The organism is Sphingomonas soli NBRC 100801 (assembly GCF_001591025.1).
Classification (GTDB): Bacteria; Pseudomonadota; Alphaproteobacteria; order Sphingomonadales; family Sphingomonadaceae; genus Sphingomonas; species Sphingomonas soli.
The window spans coordinates 88,902-113,404 of sequence record NZ_BCTZ01000017.1; the positions used below are offsets into that span (position 1 = coordinate 88,902).

Annotated in this window: 20 protein-coding genes; 6 read left to right on the plus strand and 14 right to left on the minus strand. The window is 65.6% G+C overall.

Features of this window, described 5'->3' with window-relative positions; genetic code table 11:
- Positions 1-37 precede the first annotated feature (37 nt).
- From SSO01S_RS13445 to SSO01S_RS13455, 3 genes are read right to left on the minus strand one after another with little or no spacing between them, the layout of a single operon-like run.
- On the minus strand, positions 38-1,645 hold the full coding sequence (locus SSO01S_RS13445; RefSeq protein WP_066799567.1) for an alpha-N-arabinofuranosidase: 1,608 nt from the start codon (positions 1,643-1,645) through the stop codon (positions 38-40).
- A 10-nt stretch (positions 1,646-1,655) separates the two neighbouring features.
- Positions 1,656-3,446, minus strand: coding sequence for an IlvD/Edd family dehydratase (locus SSO01S_RS13450; RefSeq protein ID WP_066799570.1), 1,791 nt, complete (start codon positions 3,444-3,446; stop codon positions 1,656-1,658).
- Between the two features lie 14 nt (positions 3,447-3,460).
- Positions 3,461-4,588, minus strand: a complete 1,128-nt coding sequence (locus SSO01S_RS13455) for an aldose epimerase family protein (protein ID WP_066799572.1) — start codon at positions 4,586-4,588, stop codon at positions 3,461-3,463.
- Positions 4,589-4,687: 99 nt separating this feature from the next.
- On the opposite strand from SSO01S_RS13455, the gene SSO01S_RS13460 reads away from it, so the two are divergent.
- The 4 genes from SSO01S_RS13460 (at position 4,688) to SSO01S_RS13475 (ending at position 10,851) form a co-directional block, all read left to right on the plus strand.
- Positions 4,688-5,992, plus strand: coding sequence for a sugar MFS transporter (locus SSO01S_RS13460; protein WP_066799574.1), 1,305 nt, complete (start codon positions 4,688-4,690; stop codon positions 5,990-5,992).
- Between the two features lie 8 nt (positions 5,993-6,000).
- The gene (locus SSO01S_RS13465) at positions 6,001-6,996 is read left to right on the plus strand and encodes a glycoside hydrolase family 43 protein (RefSeq protein ID WP_083943080.1); all 996 of its coding nucleotides are present in this window, start codon (positions 6,001-6,003) and stop codon (positions 6,994-6,996) included.
- 62 nt (positions 6,997-7,058) lie between these two features.
- Entirely contained in the window at positions 7,059-7,982 is a 924-nt protein-coding gene (locus SSO01S_RS13470; RefSeq protein ID WP_066799640.1) for an alpha/beta hydrolase, read from the plus strand.
- 184 nt (positions 7,983-8,166) lie between these two features.
- On the plus strand, positions 8,167-10,851 hold the full coding sequence (locus SSO01S_RS13475) for a TonB-dependent receptor plug domain-containing protein (protein WP_083943072.1): 2,685 nt from the start codon (positions 8,167-8,169) through the stop codon (positions 10,849-10,851).
- A gap of 143 nt (positions 10,852-10,994) precedes the next feature.
- Here SSO01S_RS13475 and SSO01S_RS13480 read toward each other — a convergent pair whose 3' ends face one another.
- From SSO01S_RS13480 to SSO01S_RS13525, 10 genes are read right to left on the minus strand one after another with little or no spacing between them, the layout of a single operon-like run.
- A complete protein-coding gene (locus SSO01S_RS13480; RefSeq protein WP_066799580.1) occupies positions 10,995-13,337 on the minus strand; it encodes a 2-hydroxyacyl-CoA dehydratase family protein in 2,343 nt (780 codons plus the stop codon).
- Complete coding sequence (locus SSO01S_RS13485; protein WP_066799582.1) at positions 13,334-14,581, minus strand: CaiB/BaiF CoA transferase family protein; 1,248 nt, start codon at positions 14,579-14,581, stop codon at positions 13,334-13,336. The genes SSO01S_RS13480 and SSO01S_RS13485 overlap by 4 nt, the downstream gene beginning before the upstream one ends.
- The gene (locus SSO01S_RS13490; protein ID WP_066799584.1) at positions 14,578-15,723 is read right to left on the minus strand and encodes a CaiB/BaiF CoA transferase family protein; all 1,146 of its coding nucleotides are present in this window, start codon (positions 15,721-15,723) and stop codon (positions 14,578-14,580) included. Before SSO01S_RS13490 ends, SSO01S_RS13485 begins: the two co-directional genes overlap by 4 nt.
- Positions 15,720-16,730: a CoA transferase gene (locus tag SSO01S_RS13495; protein ID WP_066799586.1), complete on the minus strand. Its 1,011-nt coding sequence runs from the start codon at positions 16,728-16,730 to the stop codon at positions 15,720-15,722. The genes SSO01S_RS13490 and SSO01S_RS13495 overlap by 4 nt, the downstream gene beginning before the upstream one ends.
- A complete protein-coding gene (locus SSO01S_RS13500; RefSeq protein ID WP_066799588.1) occupies positions 16,727-17,857 on the minus strand; it encodes a CaiB/BaiF CoA transferase family protein in 1,131 nt (376 codons plus the stop codon). Before SSO01S_RS13500 ends, SSO01S_RS13495 begins: the two co-directional genes overlap by 4 nt.
- The gene (gene dctP / locus SSO01S_RS13505) at positions 17,854-18,882 is read right to left on the minus strand and encodes a TRAP transporter substrate-binding protein DctP (protein WP_066799590.1); all 1,029 of its coding nucleotides are present in this window, start codon (positions 18,880-18,882) and stop codon (positions 17,854-17,856) included. Before dctP ends, SSO01S_RS13500 begins: the two co-directional genes overlap by 4 nt.
- A 6-nt stretch (positions 18,883-18,888) precedes the next feature.
- Positions 18,889-20,196: a TRAP transporter large permease gene (locus SSO01S_RS13510; protein WP_083943074.1), complete on the minus strand. Its 1,308-nt coding sequence runs from the start codon at positions 20,194-20,196 to the stop codon at positions 18,889-18,891.
- Complete coding sequence (locus SSO01S_RS13515; protein ID WP_066799591.1) at positions 20,193-20,675, minus strand: TRAP transporter small permease; 483 nt, start codon at positions 20,673-20,675, stop codon at positions 20,193-20,195. The genes SSO01S_RS13510 and SSO01S_RS13515 overlap by 4 nt, the downstream gene beginning before the upstream one ends.
- Positions 20,676-20,726: 51 nt before the next feature.
- Positions 20,727-21,881 carry a Bcr/CflA family efflux MFS transporter gene (locus SSO01S_RS13520; RefSeq protein ID WP_066799592.1) on the minus strand — a complete coding sequence of 385 codons (1,155 nt, stop codon included), beginning with the start codon at positions 21,879-21,881 and terminating at the stop codon, positions 20,727-20,729.
- A 6-nt stretch (positions 21,882-21,887) separates the two neighbouring features.
- Complete coding sequence (locus SSO01S_RS13525) at positions 21,888-22,100, minus strand: hypothetical protein (RefSeq protein WP_157073781.1); 213 nt, start codon at positions 22,098-22,100, stop codon at positions 21,888-21,890.
- A gap of 126 nt (positions 22,101-22,226) precedes the next feature.
- On the opposite strand from SSO01S_RS13525, the gene SSO01S_RS13530 reads away from it, so the two are divergent.
- Together SSO01S_RS13530 and SSO01S_RS13535 are read left to right on the plus strand one after the other, a co-directional pair.
- On the plus strand, positions 22,227-23,111 hold the full coding sequence (locus SSO01S_RS13530) for a LysR substrate-binding domain-containing protein (RefSeq protein ID WP_066799594.1): 885 nt from the start codon (positions 22,227-22,229) through the stop codon (positions 23,109-23,111).
- Between the two features lie 55 nt (positions 23,112-23,166).
- Complete coding sequence (locus SSO01S_RS13535) at positions 23,167-23,607, plus strand: MarR family winged helix-turn-helix transcriptional regulator (RefSeq protein WP_066799595.1); 441 nt, start codon at positions 23,167-23,169, stop codon at positions 23,605-23,607.
- Positions 23,608-23,628: 21 nt separating this feature from the next.
- On the opposite strand, the gene SSO01S_RS13540 is transcribed toward SSO01S_RS13535, so the two are convergent.
- The gene (locus tag SSO01S_RS13540; protein WP_066799597.1) at positions 23,629-24,495 is read right to left on the minus strand and encodes an amidohydrolase family protein; all 867 of its coding nucleotides are present in this window, start codon (positions 24,493-24,495) and stop codon (positions 23,629-23,631) included.
- Positions 24,496-24,503 lie beyond the last annotated feature (8 nt).

Genomic DNA, 24,503 nt, shown 5'->3' on the forward strand with positions numbered 1-24,503 from the left:
GCAAGTGGCGAGCGGTTTCCCGCTCGCCACGCTCCCTTTATTCGTCGATCGACAGCATCGTCACCGAGTGCGGCGGCAGTTCGATTTCGACATTGCCGTTCGCCACGCGTGCCTTGATGGCGCGCGGCTTCACCGCATCGGGCGCATCGAAGGTGTTGATCGAATTGACCTTGGGCGCGGTAAGCACGGTGCCCGATGCACCCTTCGCACGGATGCCGGCGATGGCTCCGTGGATAGATGCCGGGCGCTTCGGATCGAGATTGACCGCTGCCAGCCAGAGCTTCCCGTCCTTGGCCCTTAGGGCAACGGCATCGACACGCGGCAGAATGATATCGCCCTGGCGATATTCGCCGGCGTCGAACGTCACCGGCAGCAGGGTCGCGTCCTGGAACGGCAGATACATCTGGTGGATGTGATAGGTTGGCGTCAGCACCATCTTTGGCCCGTCGGTCAGGATCAGCGCCTGGAGCACATTGACCATCTGGGCGATGTTCGCGCCGCGCACCCGGTCCGCGTGGCGGGCGAAGATGTTGAAGTTGAGCGCGGCGACGACTGCGTCGCGCATCGAATTCTGCTGCTGGAGGAAGCCATCGGGCGAGCCGGGCAGCTTGGCGAGCCAGACGCCCCATTCATCGACGATCAGCGGGACTTTCTTTTCCGGATCATATTTGTCCATGATCGCCGAGTGCAGCTTGATCCGCGCATCCATCTTCAGCGTGGACTGGATGATCTCGGCATATTCCTTCTCGCCGAAATTGACCGAGTCATAAGCGGGCGGCCATTTCACCACGGTATAGCTGTGGAGCGAGAGCCCTTCCATGCTCCAGCTCCAGTCGCGTTCCTTCCACGCCTTCATCACGCCTTCGGTGTAGCTGGTATCGTCGTCGCTCGGCCCCACCGCGACGCGCAGCATCTGATCGGGATTGGGGGTCGGGCTGCTCGGATTGGCCGGGTTGAAATAGGCCTGTTGCGTGGGATTATAGTTGCGCGTGAAGCGGGCATAGCGCTTCAGCTCATCGGCATAATATTCGGGGCGCATATTGCCGCCGCAGCCCCAATTCTCGTTGCCGATGCCGAGGAACTTGACCTTCCACGGCTCCTTGCGGCCATTGGCGGCGCGCTCCTGGCCTGCGGTGTTGCGGGTGTCCGCCGTCATATAGGCCAGCCAGTCCGCCGCCTCCTTGTAGCTGCCCGAGCCGACATTGATCGACACATAGGCGTCCGATCCGATCTGCTCGACAAAGTCGAAGAATTCATGGGTGCCGAACGCGTTGTTCTCGATCGCGTCGCCCCAATTGGAATTGACGGTGACGCGGCGCTTGGCGGGATCGCCGATGCCGTCGCGCCAATGATATTCGTCCGCGAAGCAGCCGCCGGGCCAGCGCACATTGGGAACCCTGATCGCCTTGAGCGCGGCGACGACATCGCTGCGGATGCCGCGCACGTTCGGGATTTTCGAATCCTGGCCGACCCAGACGCCGCCATAGATGCCGGTGCCGAGATGTTCGGCGAACTGGCCGAAGATCTGGCGATCGATGGTTGGCCCGGGCTTGTCGGCCTGGATCGTGACCTTGGTCACCTGCGCGGATGCCGGGGTGGCCATCAGGGCGAGCGCAGCCCCCGCCAGAAACAATCCCTTCATCATCCTCTCCCCTTCAGTGATTGTCGCGCGGAAGGCCGCGCGTCTGTGCGATCCGCTGAAATTGCTGCGATCCTTCGAGGATCGCGCCGCTATCGACCTGGCCGACCAGCGCGCGCTGGATTTCCTGCCAGGGGGTCTGCGAGGGCGGATACGCATAGCCCCCGCCCGCTTCGAGCGCCCCGCGCCGCTGCGCCATCTCCTCGCCGGACAGCAGCACATTGGCGGTGCCCGCCTTCAGATCCACGCGGACACGATCGCCGTCGCGAAGCAGCGCGAGGCCGCCCATCGCGGCAGCCTCGGGCGATGCGTTCAGGATCGACGGGCTGCCGCTGGTGCCGGACTGGCGACCGTCGCCGATGCACGGCAGGCTGTGGATGCCCTGGGCAATCAGATAAGCGGGCGGGCGCATGTTCACGACCTCCGCCGCGCCGGGATAGCCGATCGGCCCGGCACCGCGCATTACGAGCAGGGTTTGCGGCGTGATGCCAAGCGCGGGATCATCGATGCGCTTGTGATAGTCTTCGGGTCCGTCGAACACGATCACCGGACCTTCGAATGCGTCGGGATCGTGCGGGTTGGAGAGATAGCGCTCGCGGAATTCCGGCTGGATCACGCTGGTCTTCATGATTGCGGCGTCGAACAAATTGCCGCTGAGCACGATGAAGCCGGCCGCTTCGCGAAGAGGCTTGTCGAACGGACGGATGACCTGCTCATCCTCGATGGCGACGCCCCGGCAATTCTCGCCGATGGTGCGGCCGTTCACGGTGCGCGCGCCTTCGTGGATCAGGCCCTGGCCGATCAGTTGGGATACGACGGCGGGCACGCCGCCGGCGCGGTAATAATCCTCACCCAGATATTCGCCGGCAGGCTGCAGATTGACGAGCAGCGGCACGTCCGCGCCCAGATCCTGCCATGCCTGGAGCGGCAGATCGACTCCGATCAGCCGGGCGATCGCGGCGATATGGATCGGCGCGTTGGTCGATCCGCCGATCGCGGAATTGACGCGGATCGCATTGTCGAACGCTTCGCGGGTGAGGATGTCGGAGGGCTTGAGGTCTTCGGCCACCATCTCGACGATCCGCTTGCCCGTTCGCCACGCCACTTCCTGCCGGTCGCGATAGGGCGCGGGGATCGCCGCGCTGCCCGGAAGCGACATGCCCAGCGCCTCGGTGAGGCTGTTCATCGTCGTGGCGGTGCCCATCGTGTTGCAATAACCGGTGGACGGCGCGGAAGAGGCGACGAGGCGGATGAACTCGGCATGGTCGATCTCGCCCGCCGCGAGCATCTCGCGCGCCTTCCACACGATCGTGCCCGATCCGGTGCGCTCGCCCTTGTGCCAGCCATTGAGCATCGGGCCGACGGAGAGCGCGATGGCAGGAATGTTGACCGTGGCGGCGGCCATCAGGCAGGCGGGCGTCGTCTTGTCGCAGCCGATCGTGAGCACGACGCCGTCGATCGGATAGCCGTACAGCACCTCGACCAGCCCGAGATAGGCAAGGTTGCGATCGAGCCCGGCGGTGGGACGCTTGCCGGTTTCCTGGATCGGATGGACCGGAAATTCGATCGCGATGCCGCCCGCATCGCGGATGCCCTCGCGCACGCGCTCCGCCAGCACGAGATGGTGGCGGTTGCACGGGCTGAGGTCCGAGCCGGTCTGCGCGATGCCGATGATCGGCTTGCCCGACTGCAACTCCTCCAGGCTCAGCCCGAAGTTCAGGTAACGCTCCAGATAGAGCGCGGTCATGTCGATATTGTCGGGATTATCGAACCAGGCGCGCGAGCGGAGTTTGGGTTGGTCGGTCATGTTGGCGGGTACGGTCAGCGGCTGACGGAGAGGCGGTAGATCATGGTGTGGCGATACGGCTTGCCGGGATCGACGCGCGCCGATGCGAAGCCGGGCTGGTTGGGCGCATCGGGGAATTTCTGCGGCTCGAGCGCGATGCCGTCGCCCATCCGGTAAATCCGCCCGCTGCGGCCGGCGACGGTGCCGTCGAGGAAGTTGCCGGAATAGAATTGCACGCCGGGCTCGGTGCTCAGCACTTCCAGCACGCGTCCTGAGGCCGGATCTTCAAGCCGTGCCGCAAGGGCGGGGGCAGGGGTCTGCCCCTTGTCGAGCGCGAAATTGTGATCGTAGCCGCGCCCGACGACGATCTGCGGATCCCGCCCGTCGCGCAGGCCCTCCGCGATCAGGCGCGGGGCGGTGAAGTCGAAGACGGTGCCCGCGACCGGCTTCAGCTCGCCCGTCGGGATCAGCTTGTCATCGACGGGGGTATAGGTCCGCGCCGGGATCGTCAGAAGCTGGCGCGAGGTTCCTTCGGGCGCGCCGTCACCCGCCATGTTGAACAGCGCGTGATTGGTCATGTTGACGATCGTCGGCTTGTCCGCCTTTGCCTTGAAATCGATCGTCAGATTGCCCGCTTCGTCGAGCGAATAGGTGACGGTGACGTCAAGCGTGCCGGGATAGCCCTGATCGCCGTCCGGGCTGGTGAGGCCCAGTACGACGCTGGCGATGGGGCCGCTGCTGACCGACAGGATCTTCCAATTGCGCTTGTCGAAGCCCTGGACGCCGCCGTGCAGCGAATTGGCCTTGTCGTTCTGGGTAAGCTGATAGCTCTTGCCGTCGAGCGAGAATTTCCCGCCCGCGATGCGATTGGCATAGCGGCCCACGGTCACGCCGAAATAATTGGGCTTGGTCTCATATTCTGCCGCGCTGTCGAAGCCGAGCGTCACCTCCGCGCGGTTGCCCTTGCGATCCGGCGCCACCAACGACTGAAGCGTCGCGCCATAGGTGATGACGCGGGCTTCGACACCCTGCGTGTTCTTGAGCGTGACCGATTCGATCGCGGTGCCATCCTTCAGCTGACCCGCCTGCGCACGCACCGCATCGGCTGCCAGCGCTGGCGTGGCGGCCGCACACAACAAGGCTGCAAACAAAACGGTCTTCATGGCGAACCTCCCCAGCCGCGTCTCAGGATTGACGCTGTTCGCGCATAAATATACTCCGACAAAAAAACGGCAAGCAATTTGCCGAACAGGAGGGGGATTATGGCGCTGGCACCCACGAGCCATATTGCGCGGCCGCATGCCGGAGCGGTGCAGACCTATCGGCCTGCGCTGACGCTGCTCGCCACGCTGTTCTTCATGTGGGGGTTCATCACCGTCATCAACAACACGCTGCTGCCGCACCTGCGCAGCGTGTTCGAGCTGAACTACACCCAGACCACGCTGATCGAGAGCGTGTGGTTCATCGCATATTTCGTAGCCTCGATCCCCTCCGGGATGCTGATCCGCCGGATCGGCTACAAGAAGTCGATCGTGACGGGCCTGCTGGTGATGGCGGCGGGTTCGCTGCTGATGGTCCCGGCGGCGAAGATCCCTTCTTATGAGGTCGTGCTGGCGGCATTGTTCATCGTCGCCAGCGGCATCACGCTGCTCCAGGTCGCGGCCAATCCCTATGTCGCGGTCGTCGGCCCGGCGGAGACGAGCTCGTCGCGGCTCAATCTGGTGCAGGCGTTCAACTCGCTCGGCACCACGCTGGCACCCTTGTTTGGCGGCTATCTGATCCTTGGCCGTTCCAAGGGGGGCACTTCCGAGGCTGGCGTGACCCTCACCGCGGCGGAGCGCTATGCCGACGCGCAATCGGTGATCCTGCCCTACATCATCGTAGCCGTGGTGCTGGTGCTGCTGGCGATCGTCATCGCGCGCTTTCCGCTGCCCGCCATGGGCCAGGCGACCCAGCGCGCCAGCCGCGAGGCGCGCCGGGGCCTGTCGCTGTGGAGCCACCGCAATCTCGTATTCGGCGTGCCGGCAATCTTCATCTACCTGATCGCCGAGATCGGCGTGTCGAACCTCTTCATCAATTTCGTCAGCCAGCCCGATATCGGCAATATCACGCATCAGGAGGCGTCCAATTACCTGTTCCTGCTATGGGGCGGGATGATGGTTGGGCGCTTTCTGGGCAGCCTGGTGATGCAGAAGGTGGACGCGGCGAAGGTGCTTGCGACCTTCTCGATCGGCGCGTTCGTGGTGATGATCGTCGCCACTTTCGCGCATGGCCCGATGGCGATGTGGGCGCTGATCCTCGTCGGCTTCTTCCATTCGATCATGTTCCCGACGATCTTCACGCTGGCGATCAAGGGGCTGGGGCCGCTGACCGAAGAAGGATCGGGCCTGCTGATCATGGCGATCGCGGGTGGCGCTCTCGTCATCGTCCAGGGCTGGCTGGCCGACGAATACGGGCTGCAATGGTCGTTCCTGCTGACCGCGGCCTGCGAACTCTACGTCCTCTTCTACGCTTTGTGGGGATCGAAGCCCACCGGCGAGCAACTCGAAGTGCAGGTGGCGGAATGAAGAATGCGATGCGACGCCTGGCCCTGATCGCGGCATTGCCGGTGCTGGCGCTTGCGCAGCCCGCGCTGGCGCAGGGCAGTGCGCCCGGCTCCAACCCGATCATCCGTGACAAGTTCACCGCCGATCCCGCGCCGCTCGTCGTCGGTGACAGGCTCTACCTCTATGTCGGGCATGACGAAGCGCAGCGCGACGAGATGTTCAACATGAAGGAGTGGCTCGTCTATTCGACCACCGACATGCGGAACTGGACCGATCACGGCCCGATCATGAAGGCGACCGACTTCAAATGGGCCAAGAAGGATGCCTGGGCGAGCCAGGTGATCCAGAAGAACGGCAAATTCTGGTTCTACACCGCCGTCGAGCATGACGACACCCACCCGGGCAAGGCGATAGGCGTGGCGGTGTCCGACAGCCCGACCGGACCTTTTGTGGATGCAAAGGGTTCGGCGCTCGTCACCAACCAGATGACGCCCAAGGGCACGCACAGCTGGGAGGATATCGATCCCACCGTGTTCACCGATGATGACGGCACCACCTGGATCGCATGGGGTAACCGGCAGGCCTATATCGCCAAGCTGAAGCCCAACATGACCGAGATTGACGGCCCGATCACCGAGATCACGCCGCCGCATTTCGAGGAGGGCCCGTGGCTGCACAAGCGCGGCAGCCTCTATTACCTGACCTATGCGTCGCTGGACCGGAAGACGCACCGTGATGAGCGGGTATCGTATTCCACCGCGCCGTCGATCACCGGCCCCTGGACCTATCGCGGCGAGCTGACGGATTCGGGCAAATACAGCTTCACCATCCATCCCGGCATCGTCGAGTATAAGGGCGAGTGGTACATCTTCCTCCACAACGCCTCGCTGACCGTCGGCGACCAGAATGGAGCGATCGGCCGCCGCGCGGTGACCGTCGAATATCTGCGGTTCAATCCGGACGGGACGATGAAGCGCGTCGTCCAGACCGACGCGGGCGTCACCGCGCCGCCGCCCCCCAAATGAGCGATCCAGCGAACGAAAACCGGGAGAGAGACATGGCAGGCTTGACGAAAGGAACCGGCGCGATGCGCCTTGCGCGGCGGGCGGCCACCACGGCCATGCTCGCACTGTGCATCGCCGCAGCACCGGCGCTTGCCCAGAACGACAAGATGACGCCGATCGCGACCCCGGCCCAGCCGACCGCGATCACGCTCGACACCGGCCCGCTGCCCGACGCCAAGGCACCCGAAGCATGGCACAGCCAATATGGCAGCGTCTTCGCCCGCAACGTTACCGTCGCCACGCTCACCCCGTTCCTGCCCGATCCCGCCAGGGCCAATGGCACGGCAGTGATCATCGCGCCCGGCGGCGGCTTCCGAACGCTGTCGATGGAGAATGAAGGCTGGAACGTCGCCAAGGCGCTCGCCGCCAAGGGCGTTGCAGCGTTCGTGCTGAAGTACCGGCTCAATCCGACGCCCGCCGATATGGCCGGCTTCGAGGAATCGATGCGTCAGATGTTCAGCGGCACCGCCGCGCGTCCGCCGCGCGCGTCGATCGAGGATGCGAGCAAGGCACTGGCGCCGCAGATCGCCGATGCCCGCGCCGCCTTTGCACTGATCCGCCGCCGCGCGAATGAGTGGCGCGTGGATCCGCAGCGCATCGGCATGGTCGGCTTCTCCGCCGGCGCGATGCTGACCATGTCCACCGCGATCTGGGGCGAAGACGCGAAGCCCGCCTTTATCGGCAATGTCTATGGCCCGCTGGCTGCGATGACTCCGCCCGCCGACGCTCCGCCGCTCTTCGTCGCGCTGGCCGCCGATGATCCGTTCTTCGCCAATTCGGGATATGGGCTGATCGACGCCTGGCGCGCCGCCAAGCGCCCGGTGGAGTTCCATCTCTACGAACAGGGCGGGCATGGTTTCGGCATGTACCAGAAGGAGACGACGAGCACCGGCTGGTTCGAAGCCTTTGCAAGCTGGATGAAAATGCACGGTTTTATAAAGCCTTAACCCGCAGAAAGGCGCGGTCTGCACGGATGAATCGGGGCTCCCCCGCGCGATCCTCGCGCGGGGCGGAGGCTCGGTACACGATATACTTATATCCCCCATAACGACTGAATGTTGGCGCGGCGTGGACCCGCCACGGTAGTCCTTTCCCATAAGAGGCGCCTTGCGCCATATCGGGGAGAGGAAGATGAACCGGATCAGATTGGCTGCCTTGTGCGGCTCGGCGTTGATGACGCTGACCTGGAGCGCCGTGGGCCAGGCCCAGGACGCACCTGCGACGGAGGTCGTCGAGGTTCCTGCAGCCGATGATCTGGGCGGCGAGATAGTCGTCACCGGCAGCCGCCTGCGCGGCACCGCGCCGGTTGGTTCCGCAGTTACCGCTCTCGGCCGCGAAGATGTCGAGCTTGCCGGTGCAGTCACCACCGAGCGGCTTATCCAGCAACTGCCGGCCGTGTTCGACCTGGGCGTCAGCGAGAATTCGCGTGGCCAGAGCGGCGGCAGCGGCAACATCACCTATGGCAACACGGTCAACCTGCGCGGCATCGGCCCTTATGCGACGTTGATCCTGGTCGATGGCCACCGCGCGGTGAACAACAGCCGCGCGTTCGAGCCGTCGGTCATCCCGACGCTGGGCCTTGAGCGCGTCGAAGTCGTCGCGGACGGCGCATCGGCGATTTACGGTTCGGACGCGATTGCGGGCGTGGTCAACCTGATCCCGCGCCGCTCGCTGAACGGCGTCGAGGCGACTGCGCGCTACGGCGCCGGCGCCAATTTCAGCGAAAGCCAGTTCGGCATCGCGGCGGGCAAGGTCTGGGACAGCGGCCAGGTCATGGTGGCGTATGAGCGCGTTTATCGCTCGGCGCTGAACGGCGAGCATCGCGACTTCTTCACATCGGATCAGCGCCCCTTCGGCGGCAACAATTATCTGGTGACACGCTGCGCGCCCGGCACGCTGCGCGCGGGCGGCGTTTCCTATGCCATGCCCGGCCAGCTGACCCAGGCGAACGCCGGATCGCTGGTGGCAGGCACCACCAACACCTGCGACGATCTGATCGGGCAGGATCTGTTCCCGGAACAGCGCTACAATTCGGTCAACGGCACCTTGACCCAGGAGCTGACGCCCTGGCTGACCTTCTTCGCGGACGGCTTCTACAGCAAGCGCGAATATAAGCGTTATCCGGCCTATTTCAGCTCGACGCTGACCGTGCCGCAGACCAACGCCTTCTTCGTGCGTCCCACGGGCTTTGCGGGGACGAGCTACACGATCGACTATAACTTCATCAACGATCTCCCGCGTGACGTCTCGCTCGGCTCGGCGACCAACTGGCAGATCACGCCCGGCCTGCGCGTCAAGCTGCCGGGCGACTGGCAGCTCGAAGGCCTCATCACCTATGGCAAGGGCAACGATCAGTCGGATCAGGTACGTGGCCTCAACGCGACCGCGCTGAATGCCGCGCTGGCCAGCAACAATCCGGCCACCGCGTTCGATCCCTATGGTCTCGGCCGCACGTCGGCGGCGACTTTGCTGGCGATCAGCAACTTCGTGACGCTCTCGCCGACGCTCAACAAGTTCGTCGGCTATGAAGCGCGGCTCAACGGTTCGCTCTTCAGCCTGCCGGGCGGCGATGTGAAGCTGGCCGCCGGCTATGAAGGCCAGGAGATCAACACCGAGCTGGGATCGGCCCGCGGTGCGGCCGGAACGCCCATCGTATTCCGTCATTTCGAGCGCCGGGTGGATTCGGCTTATGCCGAGCTTCTGGTTCCGGTGTTCAGCTCGGCGAACGCGGTTCCCGGCTTCGAGACGCTGACGCTGAACGCGGCGGTTCGCTACGACCGCTACAGCGACGTCGGTGAGACGACCAATCCCAAGTTCGGCGTGAACTGGTCGCCGGTAAGCGGCCTGATGCTGCGCGGCAGCTATGGCACTTCGTTCCGCGCGCCGCTGATCTCGCAGATCTATGGCAATTCGAACAACCTGTTCGGCCAGAGCTACCAGAATCCGTCGGGCGGCGCGCCGCTCACCGGCTTTGCTTATTCGGGTCCGAACCTGAACCTGGCGCCGGAAGAAGCCACGACCTGGTCGGTCGGCGGCGACTGGGACGTGACCAACACCCTGCGGATCGGCGCGACCTATTGGAACGTGAAATACATCAACCAGGTCGACAGCTACCTGGCCGATCTCGCGATCCTGACGCGTGAATCGCAGTTTGCGGGCACCGGGCTCATCCTGCGCGGTACTGCGGCGCGCGATCGCGTGCTCCAGCTGCTTTCGCAGGGCGTCGTGCTCGCGCGCGGCACCTTCCCGGGCGGCGATCCGAACAACGTGACGCTCTATGTCGACGGCCGGAACAACAATCTCGGCCAGTCGAACACGTCGGGCATCGATTTCACCGTTAACTGGCGCGTGCCGACGGCGAATATCGGTACGTTCACGCTGAACGGCAGCGGCACCTATCTGACCAACTACAAGACCGCCGTGTCGCCTGCCGGCACGCCGATTGATCGTCGCAACACGATCTTCAACCCGCTGAAGTTCAAGGCGCGGGCCAGCGTGAGCTGGGAGATCGATGCGATGCTGGCGCAGGTGACCGTCACGCATGTGAACAGCTATCTGAACACGGCGATCACGCCGAACCAGACGGTCTCGAGCTTCACGCCGGTCGATCTCGTGCTTGCCTTCAACCTGGGCAAGATGGGCGCGCCGCGGACGCTTTCGGGCATCACGCTGGGCATCGAAGTGCGCAACGCTTTCGACGCCGGTCCTCCTTATGTGAACCTCACGCCCAGCTCGAACGGCAGCGGTGGCTATGACGCCTCGGCCGCCAGCCCGATCGGACGCGTGATGGCAGCTTCGATCCGCGCGAAATTCTGAGCCTCAACCTGAGCGCCGCAGTCCCCCGGGACCGCGGCGCTCTTTTTATGTGGTGAGGCGCGGTCCGTGTGGCCCGGCGCGACGGACGACACGAAAACGCCGCAGCCCCCTGGGGGACTGCGGCGTCCTTTTTTTGGAGCTTTCTAGCGGTTCCGGCGCGCGGCGGCGGCGGTGGTGGCCGGCCCTTCGAGGAACGCGTGGACGCGGCGGTCCAGATCGGCCTCTGCGGCGGGATCGCGGACATAATTGTCCATATCGAGTTCGAGAACCGCGATCCCCGCCTCGCGCAATGCGCGGAGCACCAGCGGATCGGCATCGGACAAGGCCATCGCGCCATCGACCTGGTGCAGCAGCGCTTCCTTGACGTTCCATGCGCCGGCCCAGGTGGGCATGCGAAGTTCGTCGCCCATGGTCACGAACCGCGCGGCGAGCGCGCGCAGTGGATCGCGGCCGCGATCGAAGCGGCGGATATAGCCATCGGCGGCGAGGCTCAGATACATCGAGCAGACGAACACCGCGCCGTGGCTTTCCTCCCAGCGCTGGTAAAAGCCCATGTCTCCCCAGACGCCGCGTCCGACGAACATCAGCCGGATGCGTTCCTCCGGGCAGGCGGCATCGCCATCCGCGACGCGCCGGGCGACTTCGGCATGGAAATCGCGCGCGGCGTCCCGGCCCCATTCGGTTCCGCGATGCCATTGCGGCACCATGGTTGCCGGCATCTGATCGACCACGCTGATCGGCGCGGGAACGGTGCGCGCGATCAGGTTGCGGGTCTCGCGGTAATGGTCCTCCTGTTCGTTGACGAGATCCATCACCTCGGCAAGGCGCGCGGGATCGAAATTCCGCCCCGTCATCCGCTCGAGCTCGGCGATCGAAAGGCGCAGTTCGGCTTCGAACAGGTCCAGCCGTTCGGCCTCGATGAAATGATCCCAATCCTCGGCCAGCCCGTCCCACCAATCGACGGGGATGTCCCAGCGGCAATCGACGCTGCGCTGGAAGCGCTGGACGGGGGCACCGGTGACATCCGACCAAGCCTCGAACAGGCGCGATGCGGTCTCCGAATGGAGCACCGTCTCCAGAATGTCCGGACGCGGCAGGCCGCCCCAGGGCGCGAGTTCGGCGTCGTTGTCGAGCGCGGCGGCGACGCCCTGCGAGCTATAGGCATCTGCCGTAGTGGGAAGCCCGGCATCGGCGAGCAGCTTCAGATAGCGCGCGCTCTGCTGCTTGGCCGCGACGATCGCGGCCCACCATTGATTGACCACGAACGGGATGTCGAGCGCGCGCAGCGTTTCCTGCGGCGCATTGGCATCGACCGCGGCAAAGGTATCGCCCGAGGCGGCCTGGGCGCGGACCTGCGCGAACCATTCGCGCTGATATTTGCCGAAGCGGCCGATGACCTCGAGCGACTTGCGGCTGCGCTGGGCCTCGGGGGCGCGGGCGGGCCGGGGCGCGGACGTATCGGCGGGGGCAGGGGCAGGCGCTTCCGGCTCCCGGGGCGGATGGACCGCGAACGCGACACCATCCGGGGTCGCGCGGCGGATCGCCTCGGCTTCCCACAAGGCGCTGTGGCTGGCGTTACCCTGATAATGGACCACGCCATCGGGGCGCAGCGCCGTGATCCGGGCGCTCAGCCGCTCGGCGCGTTCGTTGCTGGAGGCAAAGGGGCCTGCGGTCGGCGAAAGCGTCCAGCGGGTGAAATCGGTGAGCGGCGCCAGCCGGGTTTCGCCCCAGCCATGATCCTCGCCGGTCACCACGCCGTGCTGGGCCTCGATCGCTTCGATGACGTCCAGCGTCTCGATCTCGCTTCCGCTGAGCAGGATGCGCCTGGCCGTGTGCGGTGCGCGCGCCTCCACCTCGCGCTGGATCGCGGGCAGCAGGTCGAGCAGCTCGGCGGGCGAAAGCGTGGCGGCGGCGGCGAAGAGCGCGTGCGCCTCGCTGCCCGTAAGCCGGGGCCGCAGCGCATTGATCCGGCGCAGCGCCGCGCGGATCTCCTCGCCCTGCGCGATCGCGGCATGGAAATCGGGTGCCGCGCCAAAGCCCGCCAGCCAGGCCTTAGCCTGCTCCAGCCGCACGGCGTTGTAGTGATGCGTGGGCTCGCGATCGATCACCAGCAGATCGAGGAACGCGACGGGCGGCAATTGCATCGCGCCGCACCGGTTCAGCTCGCGCAGCGTCGCGAAGATCTGGGGCTGATCGGCATCGGCATGCGAGATCAGCAGCGCGTCGCCCAGCGGGATCGCCGCGACCGCCGCGAGCAAGGCGTGGCTGCGCTCGCCGATATGGCTGCGCCGCACCAGCGCATCGATCGGTGCCGGATCATGGTCGCCCGGCACCAGCCGCACGGGGGCGAGGCCGTATGCATCGATCAGCTCGCGCGGAATATCCCAACCCAGCGTCCACACGACGCGCCTGCCGGCGGCGCGATGCGCATCCGCAATCGCTCCGGGGTTGCGCGCCGCTTCAAAAACCCGGTCGAACGCGCTCATGCGATCACGCCGTCGCGGACCAGTTCGGCGAGCTTCGCTTCGTCATAGCCCAGCAGTTCGCGATAGACCGATTCATTATGCTCGCCGATCGCAACCGGGAGCATCTCGTCGAAGCCGGTATGCGCCGCGGAGAAGCGGATCGGAATCCCGGCGGTGCGCAGCTCCTCGGCGGAAGGATAGGATGGGTGCGAGACCGCGTTGGTCTCGCCGCGCGCAACGACGCGGGGATCGACCAGCGCGTCTTCGGGATGGCGGACCTCGGCGACGGGTACGTCCTCCGCCTCCAGCTTGGCGACGACCTCGGCCACCGGCAAGGTGCGCGACCAGGCGTTGATCCGGGCCTCCAGCGCCTGCGCATTGGCGACGCGGGAATCGCGGGTGGCAAAGGCGGGATCCTGCAACAGCTCCGGCTGGCCCATCGCGCGGAACAGGCCGGCGGCCAGCTTCTGGTGCACCGCAACCACGGCGACATAGCCATCGGCGCACTCGAACACGCCGAAGGGCGAGAGGCGCTGCACGGTCAGGCCGGTGCGCGCGGGCATGTCCACCGCGCGCATCGCCGCCCAATTCTCGATCGCGACGAACGAGGTGAGCGCGCCGAGCATCGACACATCGACATGCTGGCCCACGCCCGTGCGGTGGCGTTGCTCCAGCGCGGATAGGATGCCGATCACGGTGAAGACCGGCGCCAGCATATCGGCCATCGGGATGCCGATGCGCACCGGCGGATGATCATGCTCGCCGCTGGTGTACATCGCGCCCGACAGCGCCTGGATGACGATGTCCATCGCCTTGCCGTCATGCACATCGGCGCCAAAGCCGGAGAGCGAGGCATAGATGATGCGCGGGTTTACCTCGCGCGCGGCCTGATAGCCGACGCCCAGCCGATCGGCGGTGCCCGCCGTGAAGTTCTCGACGACGATGTCGGCGGTCCGCACCAGATCGGCGAAGATCTCCTTCGCCTTCGGATTCTTGAGATTGAGCGACACGCCGCGCTTGCCGCGCGCGCGCGTCAGGTGCGAGATCGAGATATCGTCTTCATGGCGGCGCTCGATCACCACCCCGTCGCGCCCGACATAGGGGCTGTTCTCGCGGGCAAGGTCTCCGCCCTTCGGATCCTCGACCTTGATCACTTCGGCGCCCAGCCCGGCGAGCAGAAGAGTGGCGTAAGGGCCGGCAAGCGCACGGGTAAGGTCGATTACGCGCAGCCCCTCAAGCGGACGGGGATTGTTCGGATCGGTCATTGGAAGCCCAGTTCTTTCATGATGTCGTCATTGTCGGCGCCCGCGATCCGCGCCGCGCGGGGCGGTACGGGCGGGGTGTCGGATAGGTGGATCGGCGAACCGATCTGGCGGACGGGGCCGCCCGGCGTATCGAGCGTCAGCGCCATGCCGCGCTCGATATTGTGCGGATCGGCCAGCGCTTCCTCGATCGAGCTGACCGGCGCGAATTGCGTGTCCGCTTCCGCCAGCAGGGCGAGCCAGTGCGCCAGAGGCTGCTTGGCGAACTCGGCTTCCAGATCGGCGCGAATTCCGGCGCGTGCGGTCTTGTCGTTCTGCAGCGGCCCATATTCGGGGCGGCCCATCGCGACGCAGAAGCGCTGCCAGTAACGCGGCTCCATATCGGTGGTGACCAGGAAACGATCGTCGGCGGTGCGATAGATTCCGATATCGGCGCGGTGCCGTCCGCGCGGCGGCGCTTTGGACAGGTCGGGATTGCGCGAGATCACATTGACGACCAGCGCCATCGAGGAATCGGACATGGCGATATCCACCGCCTGGCCGCGCCCCGTGGTGGCGCGTGCGATCAGCGCGGCGAGTATGCCGATCACCGCGTTCGATCCGGTAAGCAGATCGGCGGCGGGGATGCCCGCAAATCCGGGCGCGTCCGGATCTTCGCCCACGCGTGACAGGGCGCCGGCCACGGCGAGCGCGATCGGATCATGGCCGGGCTTGTCGCGATAGGGCCCGGTCTGCCCGCACAGGGTGACAGAGGCATAGACAAGGCGCGGATTGATCGCGGCCATCGCGTCAAAGCCATAGCCCATGCCCGCGAGCACGCCGGGCCGGTAATCCTCGACCAGCACATCGGCGCGGCGGACAAGCTCTTCGAGCACAGGCCGCGATGCGTCTGCGCCGGGATCGATGAGCAGGCTGCGCTTGCCGCGTGCGAACACGTCCTGGGCGCGGATTCGGGCGCGTTCCTCGTCGGAAAGCTTGTCCCATCCGAACACCTGCGCCTGCTTGGCCAATTCGCGCGGATGCTCGATGCGGATTACCTCCGCGCCCAGATCGGCGAGCAGCCAGGTGCAATAGGGGCCGGGGAGGAATTTGGAGAAATCCACCACGCGGATGCCGGCGAGGGGGCCGTTCAGCTTCTGGCTCATGGCGCGACCTCCCGGAAGAGCGGCCCGGGCATTTTGACCGTGCGTCCTTCGACCTCCGCCTCTTCCCACAGTCCGCGCGCGGCGAGATGGTCGCTGGCGAGCACGTCCGATACTTCGCTGATCGCGCTCAGGCCCATGCCATATTGGTTCGAAAGCCGGGTCAGCGTCGCGCGGTCCCTGGTCGCGAGCCATGCCTCGACAACGGCTTCCCAGCGATGGAGCACGTCCTGCGGCATGTCCGCCACCAGGATCGAATCCCAATCCACATCGGCCAGCTCACCGGCCATATTGTCTTCGGCCATGCGCGCGACGGTGGCGCGCATCATCGGCTGGTTGTCGACCAGCGCCCAGGTGACCCAGCCATCCTTCGCCGCCCACACCTGCCGCACGCCGGATTTGCCGCGGATCAGCAAATTGCCCGTGCGCGTGCCGACCTTGCCGACCCGATCCCAGGTGAGCGGCTCGCGGTAATTGGCGAGCACGGCGGAGCGATAGGCCGAGACCCAGGCTTGCTGGCCCCGTCCATCCGCTGCGCGCGCGTTGAGCGCGGTCAGCGCCGCGATCGCGCCCTGGATGCCGGCGAGCGCCCATGCCTGGCGTCCGGGCAGGGTGAGCGGTGGCCTGCCGGGATCGCCGACGATCGTCATCAGCCCCGATCGCGCCATGATGGTGAGATCGGTGGCGGGGCGGGCTTGGTTGGCGCGGCCCTTGTCAAAGGGGAGGATGGCCACGTCGATCAGGCGCGGATTGCGCGCGGACAAGGCTTCCGGCGTCAGTTCCGGGGCGCAGGCCTCGGGGCCACGGAAGACGATATGGGCGTTGTCGATCAGATCGAGCAGCGAGCCGCTGGCGATCTGCTTGCCGAACTGGTCCATCGCCAGTTCCGAAGCGTCGCGGTCGCCCGCCCCCGCCGTGACAACCGTCGCGCCCATGCGGGCTAGCAGCGCGCCCGCATAGGCGCCCAGATCGCGGGTAAGATCGACGACCTTGATATGGCTCAGCATCATGCGAGTACGCCTTCTGCGGCCAGCGCCGCGATTTCGTCGGCGGGGATGCCCAGGAAGCCCTCGAACACCTCGCGGTTATGCTCGCCCAGATTGGGCGGCGGTCCGACCTTGATTTCGGAGCGGGAGAAGGAAGCGGGCGGCGCGGGCATCTCGCAGCTTCCGATCACCGAATGATCGACGCGCACATAATGGCCGCCTTCGGCCAGTTCGGGATCGGTGAAGACGTCGCGTCCGTCGAATACAGCTTCGGCAGGGATGCCGGCGGCGGAAATGCGGTTTGCCACGGCGTGCTTGTCCTGCGTCGCGGTCCATGCCGCCAGGTCGGCGCCGCCGGTCAGCGCGTCGAGCGCCTTCGCATCGGCTTCGTCGCGTATGGCGATTGCGACCCATTGGTCATGGCCGCGCGTGGGGTACACGCCCTGCTGGATCGAGGGGGAAGCGTTGCCGCGCTTCGGGCCGGGGGCCAGCTGCTCCTGCACCAGCACATCGCTCAGCACATGCACCAGCGGCTCGACCTGCGACACGTCGATATGGCGGCCCTGGCCAGTGACCCGGCGATGCTCGAGCGCGGCGAGCACGCCCATGGTGGCGAACATCGGCGCGATCACGTCGCCATAGGCGAAGGGCGGCATGTGCGGCGGCGTATCGGGCCAACCGGAAAGCGCCGCGAGACCGGAAAGTGCCGCCGCGCTGTTCCCATAGCCGCGCAGGTCGGACATTGGCCCGGTGCGCCCGGCGACGCTGACCGAAAGCATGATGATCTCTGGCCGCTCCTTGGCGAGCGTGGCGTAATCGAGGCCCAGCCGCTCCATGAAGCCCTTGCCGAAATTCTCGACCACGACATCGGCCCAGTCGACCAGCTTTTTCGCGATCTCCACGCCGCGCGGATCGCCCAGATTGATCGTGACGCCGAGCTTGCTGGTGTTGGTGATCGCGAAGAACAGCGATCCGTTCGGGTTGCGCTTGCCGTCCTTGAAGGGCGGGCTCATCCGCCCGAGGTCGAGGCGCTTGGCGCTTTCGACCTTCACCACCGTCGCGCCGTGATCGGCCAGGTCCTTGGTCGCGCGCGGGCCCGCGCCCACCCAGCTGAAATCGGCGATCTTAACGCCTGCCAGTGCCTGACTCATTTGGGTACTCCACATCCGGCGGGTACGCCCCGCTCGATCAGTTGCGCGGCGCGCTGGGCGATCGCATTGCCGTCGACGCCGAATGCTTCGAGGTGGCGGCTGATGCGGAAGGCGTTGGCGCGGTAGAGCGCGTCGAAGCGCTCCTGCTCGCCGGGGGCGATGGCAATCTCCTCGATCCCGGCTTCGCGCGCATAAGCGTGGCCGGAGATCAATGCGGCTTCGAGCTCACGCACCATCGCGTCCTCCCAGATCTTCTCGCCGCGCGTGAAGATGGCCTGATATTCCGGGCTGAGCTGGTTCCACGCGATCAGCGACATCGCCCGGCCAGGATAGGCGCCGCGCGGGATCTTGAGCGTCGAGAAATATTTGCCGACATCGGCGAGGTGGACAGCGCGCAGCGCGTCCGCCGGGGCGACGACGCCGTCGATCACGCCCTTCGCCATCGCCGGATAGACTTCGGCCATCGACATGTTGATCGGGTCGGCGCCCAGCGCGCGCAGCACGTCGGCGGTATCGGCCTGGGCGCGCAGGCGGAGTCCCTTCAGGTCGGCGAGCGTGCGGATCGGCTTGTCGCGGGTGAGGATGCCGGGGAAATTGCCGCCCTGCACCGCGAGGATGCGAACGCCCTTCACTTCGCCGTTGATCGCCGGGAATTCTTCCGCGAGGCAGCGATAGACCGCCACCTGCTGCTGAATGTCGCCAATCCCGCTGTAGAAGCTCGGCTGGATGCGCTGGACGTGTGCACTGCGCGCATACATCGGCGTTATCATGCCGATGTCGGACACGCCGTGTCGGATCTCCAGCATGTTCTCGTTCGACGAGAGCAGATGCCCACCCCAATGCGGATGAATGCGAACCTTGCCGCCCGTTTGTTCCTCGATCCACTTCATCCAGACGATATCCGCCCGGCTAAACGGATGCGTAGCACTATAAGGGCTAGCATAGGTCAGCGCCGTTACGTTGGGGTCGGGCCGGCCGCAGGCTGCGAGTGCGAGCAGGACGGCGATTGCGAACAGTTTCTTCATCGCTGGTTATCCCTGCAGAGACGGAAGCCACAGCACGGTGATCGGGAACGCGATCAGCATGGCGAGGTGAAAGAAATCGCTGACGAGGAAGGGGATCACGCCGCGGAAGATCGATCCCAGCGAGATGTCCTTCGCCTGGGCGTGGATCACATAGACGTTGAACCCCAGCGGCGGATGGACGAACCCGATCTCCATCGTGCGCACGAGGAAGATGCCGAACCAGATCGGGCTGAGACCGAGGCTGTGGACCACCGGTAGCAGGATCGGGGTCATCAGCAGCATCAGCGCGAGGCCATCGAGGAACGAGCCGAGCAGCAGCAGCATGACTGCCATCACGATGATCGCCATGGTCGGCGACGCGCCGACCGAATGGACGAGATCGATCATGTGATCGGGGATGCCGGTCACGCTCACAAAGGTGCTGAAGACGATCGCGCCGATCACGATCGTGTAGATCATGCCGGTGGTGCGCAGCGTTTCGAACAACGCGTTGCTGAGCGCGGGCAGCGTGAACTTGCGCCGCACGGCCAGGATGACGAGCCCGCCGACACAGCCCACGGATGCCGCTTCAGTGGGGGTGAACCAGCCCAGTATGAGCCCGCCGACCACGAAGAGCACGAGCAGCGAGATATCGGTGATCCGCAGCGCCGCGGCACCGCGCTCGCGCCAGGTCGCGCGCGGGCCGGGGGGCGCCAGTTCGGGCTTCCAGCGGACCATGATCAGCACGGCGGCGATGTAGAACAGCGCCTGGGTGATGCCGGGGATGACCGCCGCGGCGAAGATCTTGCCGATCGACTGTTCGGCGATGATGCCGAACACGATCAGCGCGCCGCTGGGCGGGATGAGCGAGCCGAGCGTGCCGCCTGCGGCCAGCGCACCCGCCGCGAAGCCCGGATGATAGCCCTGACGCCGCATCTCCGGGAGCGCGACCGCACTGACCGTCGCGACGGTGGCGAGGCTCGATCCGCTGATCGCGCCAAAGCCCGCGCAGCCGCCGATCGAGGCGACGCCGAGGCCACCGCGCTTATGCCCGATCAGCTTGGCGGCGAGCCCGAAGAAATCGCCGCTGGCCCCCGCGGCGAAACAGAGCTGCGCCATCAGCATGAACAGCGGCAATACGCCGAGCTCGTAGCGGGTGACGGTGTCGAATGCGATCACGCCGACTTTGATCAGCGCCGCTTCGGGCGTGAGCAGCAAGGCGAGGCCCAGCGTACCCACCAATGCGAGCGACGCGCCGATCGGAATCCCGGCCATCAGGATCACGAGCAGGATTATGAAGGCAAGCAGGCCGATGGCCTCTGGCAGCAGGGTCATTTACGAAGGCCCTTCACGAAAGCGACGGCGAAATGGAGCGCGGCGAGGGTGCACGCGGTGATCCAGATCATCCGGAACGGCGCGAGGCGGATCGCGAGCAGCTCGGTCATTTCCGTCGTCGGCCACAGATCGAACGCAACCCAGATCGAGCCGAAGGCGAGCAGGCCAAAAGTGATCGCCAGCGCCACGCGCCCTATCTGGGCGAGCATCGACTTGGTCCGGCCCGATGCGCGGCCAACGATCAGATCGACCGTGGCGTGGCGATTCATCAGGCTGACCATCAGGATCGCCGAGGACAGCGCCACGACGAGCGCGACCTGGAATATCTCGATCGAGCCGACCACCGCGAAGCCCGTATGGCGGCCAAGCACCGCGAGCGCGTCGGTTGCCATCGCTCCGATCAGCCCCACCGAGCCCGTGAATATCAGGAATCGCTGCGCGCGGCTCAGCGATTCCGGTGCTTCGTCGGTGTTATCCATTACCCCTCCGTGACGGGTTTAAGGCGCGCTGCGCCGCCCATGTTCCGGTGTTCATCGAATGCTCCGTTCGCGCGGAGCCAAAATGGTTGCGGCAAGGCCGGCCGCGAAGATCGCGATGGCCAGCGGCGTCAGCGAAGCCGAGCCGATGGCGATCATCATCGCGGTCACGCCCGCGCTGACGATCATCTGGATGGCGCCGGCCAGGCTGGTCGCGGTGCCCGCAATCCCTTCCTCGGCGTGCATCGCGCCGGCCGCGCCGGTGGGCGAGACAATCCCGCACCCCAGCCCGACCATCAGCATCGGCGCGATCAGCGCCACGGGCCCATTGCCGCCTAGCAGCGCCGTCGCGAGCATCGCAGCGCCGCCGCTCGCGACTAGGATGAGGCCGATGCGAAAGGCGTCCTGTCCTCGCATCAGGCGAACCAGGAAGGTGCCCACGATCGCCATTCCCGCGACGAACACATAGCAAAGCCCCGCTTGTGCGGGTGTCAGATGATATTGCCCGATCAGCAGGAATGGCGATCCGGACAGGAACATGAACAGCGCGCTGGTAGCCAGCGAATTTCCCGCGACATAGCCGCGGAAGCGGGCGTTGCGCGCCAGCCGGGCATAGGAGCGCAGCAGGTGCGGCGGCTGGCCGGGAGGCGACCGGCGCGGCACCAGCCAGGCTGCGGCCACGCCCATGGCAAGGCCGCTCAGCGCCAGCACGACGAACACCGATCGCCAGCCCGCCAGCGACACCAGCGCGCCACCGATCGTGGGCGCGATGGTGGGCGACAAGAGCACGGCGCTTGTGAGCGCGGCGAGATTGGCTGGCGTGTCTTCCCGCGCGGAAAGATCCGAAATCATGGCCCGCGCCGAGATCAGACATGCCGCAGCCCCCGCCGCTTCGATCAGCCGGGCAAGCAGCAGCATCTCCACAGTCTGCGCCGCCGCCGCAAATGCCGAGGCGGTCACGAAGATCGCGATGCCCGCTAGCAGCACCGGGCGCCGCCCGATCGCATCGGAGATCGGGCCTGCCGCCAATTGCCCGCCGCCCAGCCCGAGCAGGTACAGGCTGATCGTCAACTGCACGGTGCCCGGATTGGAAGCCATCTCGCCCGCGATCGAGGGCAATGCGGGCACGAACATATGGATGGCGAGCGAGCCGAGCGCGCTCACGCCGGCAAGCAGCAGGATCAGGCGTCGATCGAGCGTTGCGGCCATGCGCGGTCAGGACAGGATAAGCGGGAATGGCTCGGAACCCACGGCATCGCCCGGCCTGGCAGGGGCGCGTTTGCGCAATGACCCAAGCTTCTCTCCGCGCAGGAAATTGCCGGGCCGATCGCTCACACCGCGCAGGAGGACCGCCCCGTCATGCTCGAATCGCGTGACGGGATCTTCATCGACGATGGGTCGATCCACCAAATCGGGTTGCGTAGCCATCACCTCTCCTGTCTGGAGGGGTACCGCGCCCGATCCGGCCCGCGCCAACAGTCAGTTGTTATGGTGGGTATAAGCATATAGTGTATCTTTCTCGGCGCCATAACGGAACAGCGACAGGGGCAAGGCGTGGAGACGAGACGTCTCGAATATTTCATACGGATCGCAGATGCGGGAAGCATCAATCGCGCCGCCGCCGCACTGGGCATCGCGCAGCCCGCGCTGAGCCAGCAGCTTGCCATCCTGGAGAGCGAGCTCAAGCTTGAGCTGTTCACCCGTTCGCATAGCGGCGTTTCGCTGACCGAGGCCGGCCGGCGGCTCTATCCCCGCGCCCAGATCCTACTGCGCTATTTCGACGCGCTCACCACGGGTGACACCGAGGGGCAGGCGATCTCCTTCGTCACCGTCGGGCTGCCGCCAACGCTCGTGATGCCGGTCGGCATGCCGTTGATCGAACGCGTCCTGGTGGAGCATCCCCGCATCCGCATCCATCTGGTGGAGTCATCGGCGACCGAGCTGGCGAGCAATCTTGCCGCAGGTCTGCTGGACATGGCCGTGATCCCCTCCGCCCCGACCGGGCCAGACATCATCGCCGATCCGATCATTCAGGAAGACATTGTGATCGTCACGGCGGCGAATGCGCCCCCGCCGCCCACCAATCCTGCCGAGCTTGCCGCGATGCCATGGTTCGTCACGCGTGACGCGAATATCCTGCGGGGCGTGCTGTTCACCTGGCTGCTGCAGGTGGAGCCGAAGATAATGGCCGAAGTGAACGCGCTGCCGGTGGTGCTTGCGCTTGTCGCGAAAGGGCATGGCATGGCGCTTTTGCCCCGGTCCGCCGTCGCGGCCGGCGTGGCGGAAGGGCTTCTGGCGGCGTGGCCGACAGGGACGGAGCCGATGCGGCGCACGCTGAATTTTTCCCGGCGCACCGATGTTCCGGCCGGTCCGTCCTTCACCGCCGTCGAAAACCTGATCCGCGAGTTGGTGAAGGAAACCTTCGGCTCCATCAGTTGATCATATCCAGGGCGGCGCTTGGCGCTGCTGCGCAGAAAGGGCTCTCGAATTAGCCATGGCACGTAATGCTCTCTCCTTCGGCGCTTTGTCGTCGCTTGTCGGCTATCGCTTGCGCCGGGCCTCCGGTGCCTTTGCGCTGGATTTTCATGACGCGATGAAGGGCACGGGGATGCGCCAGGTGCTGGTCGGCATCCTAGCGATCGTGGAGGCCAATCCCCGCGTGAATCAGGGCGCGGTCGGCGTGGCGCTGGGTATCAAGCGCGCCAACATGGTCTCGCTGATCAACGAGCTGGTGGATGCGGGTCTGGTGGAGCGCGAAGTCTCAGCGGATGATCGCCGCGCATTTTCGCTCACGCTTACCGGTGCCGGTGAGACAATGCGCAAGAATTGCATCGCGCGCATCCAGGAACATGAAGACCGGATGCTCGCCGCGCTGGATGCGGAGGAGCGTGCGACGCTGCTCAGGCTGCTCGGCCGGATCGAAGCCAAAGCCTAGCGGGGGGTCGTTGGCAGCGCATCAGGCGAGACCGAGCAGCCTCGCCGCATTGCCCTTCAATATCGCTTCGCGCAGCTCGGGCTTGAACCCGGCTTCGTCATAGGCCGCGATCCACCTGTCGGGCGGGATCAGCGGGAAATCCGATCCGAACAGGAATTTGTGGCCCAATTGGGTGTTGGCATACTTCACGATCTGCGCCGGGAAATATTTGGGGCTCCAGCCAGAAAGGTCGATGAATACGTTGGGCTTGTGCAGCGCCATCGACAGCGATTCATCGGTCCAGGGCCAGCCAGGATGCGCCAGGATGATCTTGATGTTGGGGAAGCGCACGGCAACTTCGTCCACCAGGATCGGCTGACCATATTTCAGCCGGATGCCGCCGCCGCCGGGCATGCCGGTGCCCATGCCGGAGTGCCCGGTGTGGAAGATGGCGGGCAGGCCATAATGGTCGATGACTTCGTATAGCGGCCAGGCCATCGGATCGGCGGGGTCGAAATTCTGAAGCGGCGGGTGGAACTTGAAACCCTTCACCCTATGCTTCTCGATCAGGTCGCGCGCTTCGATCGCGCCGCGCTTCCCCTTGTGGGGATCGATCGAGGCGAAGGCGAGCATGATGTCGCTGTTCGCCGCGGCTGCTTCGGCAATCTCTTCGTTGCGGATGCGCTGGATGCCGGTGCCGGCTTCCATATCGACCGTGAACATGACGAAGCCGATCTGGCGCTCGCGATAATGCGCGATCGTTTCGGGGATCGTCGGGCGGCGGCGGTCCGCCTTGAAATATTTGGTGCTTGCGTCGAGGAATTCGCCGAAGATCGGGTCCTCATGATCGTGGCACGAGACCTCGGCATGGACGTGGATGTCGATCGCCTTGAGCTTCGATACGTCCATGGCGTTCG